At 67.3% G+C, this 6,555-nt stretch carries 6 protein-coding genes; 5 read left to right on the forward strand and 1 reads right to left on the reverse strand.

Features of this window, described 5'->3' with window-relative positions; genetic code table 11:
* The 5 genes from VN856_RS28515 to VN856_RS28535 form a co-directional block, all read left to right on the forward strand.
* A partial coding sequence (locus VN856_RS28515; protein ID WP_325695581.1) for an ATP-binding protein occupies window positions 1-1,923 on the forward strand: 1,923 nt, incomplete at its 5' end.
* Window positions 1,920-2,357: a roadblock/LC7 domain-containing protein gene (locus tag VN856_RS28520; protein ID WP_325695584.1), complete on the forward strand. Its 438-nt coding sequence runs from the start codon at window positions 1,920-1,922 to the stop codon at window positions 2,355-2,357. The genes VN856_RS28515 and VN856_RS28520, both read left to right, overlap by 4 nt.
* Window positions 2,358-2,363: 6 nt before the next feature.
* Window positions 2,364-2,747, forward strand: a complete 384-nt coding sequence (locus VN856_RS28525) for a DUF742 domain-containing protein (RefSeq protein WP_325695587.1) — start codon at window positions 2,364-2,366, stop codon at window positions 2,745-2,747.
* The gene (locus VN856_RS28530; RefSeq protein ID WP_325695590.1) at window positions 2,728-3,327 is read left to right on the forward strand and encodes an ATP/GTP-binding protein; all 600 of its coding nucleotides are present in this window, start codon (window positions 2,728-2,730) and stop codon (window positions 3,325-3,327) included. The genes VN856_RS28525 and VN856_RS28530 overlap by 20 nt, the downstream gene beginning before the upstream one ends.
* Window positions 3,327-3,884: a pentapeptide repeat-containing protein gene (locus VN856_RS28535; RefSeq protein ID WP_414687078.1), complete on the forward strand. Its 558-nt coding sequence runs from the start codon at window positions 3,327-3,329 to the stop codon at window positions 3,882-3,884. Before VN856_RS28530 ends, VN856_RS28535 begins: the two co-directional genes overlap by 1 nt.
* Here the strand turns inward: VN856_RS28535 and VN856_RS28540 are convergent, their stop codons facing one another.
* Window positions 3,885-6,509, reverse strand: coding sequence for an ATP-binding cassette domain-containing protein (locus tag VN856_RS28540; RefSeq protein ID WP_325695596.1), 2,625 nt, complete (start codon window positions 6,507-6,509; stop codon window positions 3,885-3,887).
* Window positions 6,510-6,555: the final 46 nt, after the last annotated feature.

Below are 6,555 nucleotides of genomic sequence, written 5' to 3' on the forward strand. Positions count from 1 at the left end.
CAGACCACCGACGGTATCGCCGCGCAGATCATCAAGGACACCACCGCACAGGTGACCAAGGCCGTCGAAGCCCAGGCCCACAACCGGCGCAATGCCGCGATCCGCGATGCCGTTGTGGTGGTGACGGCCCTCATCGCGGCGCTCCTGGTCGTGCTGCTGGTCGCGCGTTCGCTGATCCGGCCGCTGCGAGTGCTCCGCGACAGCGCTCTGAAGGTCGCCCACGAGGATCTCGAGCGCGAGATCACCAGGGTTCGGGCCGGGGACGAATCGCCGCCCGAGCCGCTGCCCGTTCACACCACCGAGGAAGTCGGCCAGGTAGCGCATGCGGTCGACGAATTGCACACGCAGGCGCTGCTTCTGGCCGGCGACGAATCGCGGCTGCGGCTTCTGGTCAACGACATGTTCGAAACCATGTCGCGGCGCAACCGCTCACTTGTCGACCAGCAGCTTTCGCTGATCGACCGGCTCGAGCGCAACGAAGAGGACCCCGAGCGACTCGACAGCCTGTTCCGGCTCGACCACCTCGCAGCCCGGATGCGCCGCAATGGCGCCAACCTGCTGGTGCTGGCCGGTGCGCCGGGTTCTCGGGGAGATCAGCGCGCCGGGGTGCCGCTGTCGTCGGTCATCCACGCGTCCGCCTCCGAGGTCGAGGACTATCGCCGGGTGGAAACGTCGATGGTGCCCGACTGCACGATCGCCGGCGCGGCCTCAGGCGACATCGTCCACGTGATCGCGGAGTTGCTCGACAACGCGTTGCGCTACTCGCCGCCGGCGTCCCCGGTTCGGGTCTCGGCCGGGTTCCGCAGCGACGGGGCGGTTCTGCTGCAGATCGTCGACGTCGGGCTAGGCATGACCGATGGCGACCGCCGCATCGCCAACATGCGTCTGCGCGCCGGGGGAGAGGTCACCCCCGACAGCGCTCGTCACATGGGTCTGTTCGTCGTCGGCCGGTTGGCCGACCGGCACGGGATCCGGGTGCGGCTGCGTGGCTCGTCGATCGAGGAAGCCCGCTCGGGAACCACGGCCGAGGTCTATCTGCCGGCGACGGTGCTGGTGGACACTGACGCGGGCCCGTCGGTGCCGCAGGAGCCGGCAGCGGGAGCGCCGGCCCTTGTGCCGCTGTCCGAACCGCCGGCCGATGTGCCGGACTACGACGACGGCCCAGAGTTCACGTCGCTCACCGACGCCGGCGAGCGCAACGGCTCCGAGTCGACGGAGTCTTCGGTCAGCCTGTTGCCGCGGCGCCGACCGGGAAGCAGTGGCATCACCGGCGAAGCGCCCGTCCCGCACGAGGAGCCCGTCGAGTCGGCTCCGGAACAGCCTGCGGCGCAGCCGGTTTCGAACACATCGTCGTTCTTCGGCTCGCGGGTGCGGTTCAACCGGGAGAACCGGCACCGTCCCAAGGACGAACCGGCCGCCTCGGAACCGGCGGCTGAGGTCGATCTGCCAGAGGTCGACGACGTCTGGACCGCCGAGGCCGCGGCGCCGGCGACTCAGGCACCGCAGGACGATCTGATCTACCAGCGGATGCTCTCGGAATGGCTGGTCGACCCCCGCGAGCTGGCGCACAGCCCGGATCTGGATTGGCAGTCGGTGTGGGATCGCGGCTGGTCAGCCGCAGCCGAAGTCGAGAGCGTCGCCGTGCAGGCGCATACCGAACAGGGTCTACCGGTGCGCGAGCCCGGCGCCCGGCTGGTGCCCGGCGGTGCCGACAGCGAGCAGAACGGAAATGCGCACCACCGCGCCAGCGAGGACAACGGGTTAGCATCGAACGGCGGATTCCAGTCTGGGCGCACCCCCGCACACGAGGCGCCGGTGCGAGACCCCGACGCCGTCCGCACCTCCATCAGCAATCATTTCGGCGGCGTTCGCGCAGGACGATCGCATGCCCGCGACACAGATCTAGGAACCGATCACGAATGACCTCTGCCTTTCCACCCGGAAGGTCCAGCCAACCGCCGCGCCCCGACAACTCGCTGGACTGGCTGGTGGCGAATTTCGCCCGTGAAGTCCCCGGGGTTACGCACGCCATCCTGGTATCCGTCGACGGGTTGCTGGTCGCAGCGAGTGAGCGCTTGCCGAAGGAGCGGGCCGACCAGCTCGCCGCGGTGTCCTCAGGGCTGGCCAGCCTGGCCAACGGCGCCGCGCAACTGTTCGACGGCGGGCAGGTCTTGCAGTCGGTGGTGGAGATGCAGAACGGCTACCTGCTGCTGATGCAGGTCGGTGACGGTTCGCATCTGGCAACGCTGGCCGCGACATCGTGTGACATCGGCCAGATCGGTTACGAGATGGCCGTCCTCGTCGAACGGGTGGGCAACGTCGTGCAATCGACCCGACGCGCACCATTGCATTCGTGAGCCGCCATGGACAAGCGCAAGCCACCCGGATCCGAGCCGTCTGCGGCTGAGGCGAGCCTTGTCCGCCCGTACACCCTGACGGCCGGCCGGACCAAGGCCAGCGTCGACATTCCGTTGGAAGCGCCAGTGCAGACTTTGCAGTCGGCCATGTTTCACCGGTGGCCGCTCAACGACGTCCGAGGCAGAATCGTTCAACTGTGTGTCAAGAGCCCGTCGGTGGCTGAGATATCGGCTCGGCTGAATTTGCCGCTCGGTGTGACGCGTGTGCTGGTCGGCGATCTGGTGACTTCGGGTTACCTTCGAGTGAACCGGACACTGACCGAACGCTCGACCCGCGACGAACGCCGCGAACTGATAGGAAGGACGCTCCGTGGCCTACGAGCGCTTTGATGCGGGCCCACCGCAGCCGAAGTCGCGCGATACCGCGTCCACGAAGATCGTCATCGCCGGTGGATTCGGCGCCGGTAAGACGACATTCGTCGGCGCGGTCTCCGAGATCATGCCGCTGCGGACCGAGGCGATGGTCACCGACGCGTCTGCCGGTGTCGACATGGTGGACGCCACTCCGGACAAGCGGACCACCACGGTCGCTATGGATTTCGGCCGGATCACGCTCGACGAGGATCTGGTGCTCTACCTATTCGGCACGCCCGGACAGCGTCGATTCTGGTTCATGTGGGACGATTTGGTCCGCGGCGCGATCGGCGCGGTCATCCTGGTGGACTGCCGGCGTCTGCAGGACTGCTTCGCCGCAGTCGACTTCTTCGAGCATCGCAAGCTGCCGTTCCTCATCGCGGTCAACGAATTCGACGGCACGCCAAGGTTTCCCGCCGCCGAGGTGCGCAAAGCGTTGACGCTGCCCGCGCATGTCCCGGTGATCAACATCGATGCCAGGGATCGCAGATCGGCGACCGACGCGTTGATCGCGGTCAGCGAATACGCGCTGACAAGCTTGACGCCCACTGCGTAGTGGATTGGACGGATTGCGAATTCGTCGGTCGTGACTTCCGCGACGATGACCTCAGCCGACTGCGCACCGAGCGCGTGGTATTCACCGAATGCGATTTCAGCAGCGTCAACCTCGCCGAGTCGGAGCATCTGGGATCGGCGTTTCGCAACTGCACATTCAAGCTGACCACGCTGTGGCACAGCACCTTTCGCCAGTGCAGCATGCTGGGCTCGGTATTCGAGCGGTGTCGCATGCGGCCGCTGATCCTCGACGAGGTGGACTTCACGCTCGCGGTGCTCGGGGGCAATGACCTACGTGGTGTCGACTTGAGCGGGTGTCGGCTGCGCGAGACCAGCCTGGTGCAAACCGATCTGCGCAAGGCGGTGCTGTGCGGCGCCGACCTGACCGGTGCCCGCACCACGGGCACTCGTTTGGATGACGCCGATCTGCGTGGCGCCGTCGTCGACCCGTCGTTGTGGACCACCGCATCGCTGACTCGCGCGCGCGTCGACATCGCCCAAGGCCTTGCCTACGCCGCTGCCCACGGATTGCGCATGGACAGCGAGCGCGATCGGTGACTAACGCTTGAGCCGGATACTCCACCGCACGTAGCCCGCGTAGAACAGCGACAGCGCAGCGAGCATGCCCATGTCAAACAGGAAGATGTGCTTGGAGTGCTGCCATATCGGGTCATTGGTCGGAATCTGCTTGACCTTGACCAGGTTCGGGAAGTCGATCGACGACGCGCCCGCGGCGTAACCCCAACGTCCCGGTGTCAGCCAGGACAGCTGGTTGAGACCGGCCCGGCCGGTCACCGGGATCATTCCGCCGGCAAGCACCAGCTGCGACATGATCGAGACCACCAGCAGCGGCATGATCTGCTCGTTGGACTGCGCCAGCGCCGAGAGCATCAGGCCGAGAATGGCCGAGGCCACACAGGTGCCGGCAACGGTGACGAACAGCGAGAACGTCGAGTTGTCGAAGAACGGCGGGTGCGCGGTGGGCGCGCCCTTGCCCAGTCTGACGATGATCGTCGCGATCGCCGCCTGCGTGGTCGCGAAGGCGCAGAACACAGCGACTTTGGCAAGCAGGTAGGCGGTGGTGGATAAGCCGACCGCCTGTTCTCGCTTGAAGATCGGTCGCTCGCCGATCAAGTCGCGAATGGTCAGCGCCGTGCCCATGAACACGGCCCCGATATTGAGCAGCACCATGATGTACTGCGGCTGGGTGGGCGCCAGGCCGAGCGGATCGGCCGGCCCCAGACCAGGTTTGGGGCCTTTCACGGTCAGCGACAGGGCACCGATGAGGAACGGCAGCACCGCCAAGAACACCGAGTAGCCGCGGTCGGAGATGACCAGACGCACCTGGCGGCGCGCGATCGTGGAGAGCTGGCGCAGCAGGTCGGTGTGCACGGGTTCGCCCAAGTCGGCCGGGCTCTCCGGAGCCGGCACCTGCGGGTCTCGTCTACCGCCTTGCTCCAGGAAGCGGCGATTCGCCTCGTCCGGATCGGCGCCCACGTTGGCGAAGATGTCCGCCCAGTTGGTGGTGCCCAACGCTTCACCCACCTTGCTGGGTGGCCCGTTGAAGGCGGTCTTGCCGCCGGGGGCAATCAGCAGGATCTGGTCGCACACGTCCAAGTAGGACACCGAGTGAGTGACCACCAGCACGACACGGCCCGCGTCGGCGAGCTGGCGCAGCATCAACATCACCTGGCGGTCCAGCGCGGGGTCCAGACCGGAGGTCGGCTCGTCGAGCAGTAGCAGCGACGGCTGGGTGAGCAGTTCCAGCGCGACCGACGCGCGCTTGCGCTGCCCGCCGGAGAGCTTGTCGACGCGGGTGTCGGCGTGCTTGGTCAGGTCGAGTTCCTCCAGCACCTGCGCGACGACCTGCGCGCGTTCCTCTTTGTTGGTGTCCGGCGGCAGTCGCAGCTCGGCGGCGTAACCCAATGCCTGGTTGACGGTCAGTTGCCGGTGCACCACGTCGTCCTGCGGGACCATCCCGATTCTGCTGCGCATCGTCGCGTACTCGGCGTGGATGTCGTGGCCCTCGAACGTGACTGTGCCGGCGCTGGGCCGGGTGTATCCGGCGATCAGCCGCGACAGCGTGGTCTTGCCCGCTCCGGAGCCCCCGATGATCGCGGTGAGCGTGCCCGGACGCGCGGTGAGCGAAATTCCGTCCAGGAGTTCCTTGCCGTCGATCCGGAAGTGAACGCCGTTGACCTCCAGGCCGCCGGTGCGGGTCGCTGCTTCCGTCCGGCGAATCAGGTTGCCGTCGGTGAAGACCAGGTCGATATTGCCGATCGTGATCACGTCGCCCTCGTTCAACACCGCCGAGCCGACGCGGACGCCGTTGACGAAGGTGCCGTTGACGCTGTGTGCGTCCCGGATCTCGGTGCCCAGCGGCGAGTCGACCAAGAACGCGTGATGACGCGACGCCAGCACATCCTGGATCACGATGTCGTTGTCGTTGGCGCGTCCGATCGTCGCCGAACCCGGCGGCTTGTCCGGGGTGAGCGAGCCCGGCAGGATCGCCTGGATCATCTTGGTGGCCAGGTTGCCGACTTCGGGTGGCGTGCTGATCGCCGGCGGTGCCATCTGGGTCTTGGGCGCAACGTTCACCGGCGGAGCCGAGGCGACCGGGGCCGCGGGTTGCCGGATCGGCGGCGGCGCCTGGTGTTGCGGGCCCGCCGGATACGCCGGCGGGCGCTGCGCCGGGTAGCCGGGCGGAGGCTGAGCCCCGGGATACGGGCGCGACGGTCCCGGGCCGATCGGCCCGGGTGGCCTCGGCCCGGGGGCCGGGCGTGGTTGCTGTGGTGCGGGTCCCGGCCGGGCGGGCGCCGGTGATTTGGCGATCGGCATCGACGTCGTCTGCGGCGGCCGGCCTACGACACCATCGTGGCGGCCGATCTCGAAAGTCAGCTGCGGCCCGTCGGGATTGCCGATGTTGATGGCCTGGCCGTCATGAAGGTCGATCACCGGCACGCGCCGCCCGTGGACGTAGGTGCCGTTCAGCGAACCGTTGTCGATGGCCAGCCAGCGGCCCTGGTCGAAGCGCAGGAGCAAGTGTGCCCGGGAGATCAGCGGATGCGTGATGCGCATGTCGGCGCGAAGATCGCGGCCAACCACGATGTCATGACCTGCGGCGAAGGTTCGTTGCGATCCGTCGTACCGGACTGTCAGCGCGGGCGGTGCGGCGTGACTCATCGCCCCAACATTAGCTGCTTGGCTCACTGCACCGACTGTATCGGCT

This window comes from Mycobacterium sp., from assembly GCF_035603715.1.
In the GTDB taxonomy this organism is placed as follows: Bacteria; Actinomycetota; Actinomycetes; order Mycobacteriales; family Mycobacteriaceae; genus Mycobacterium.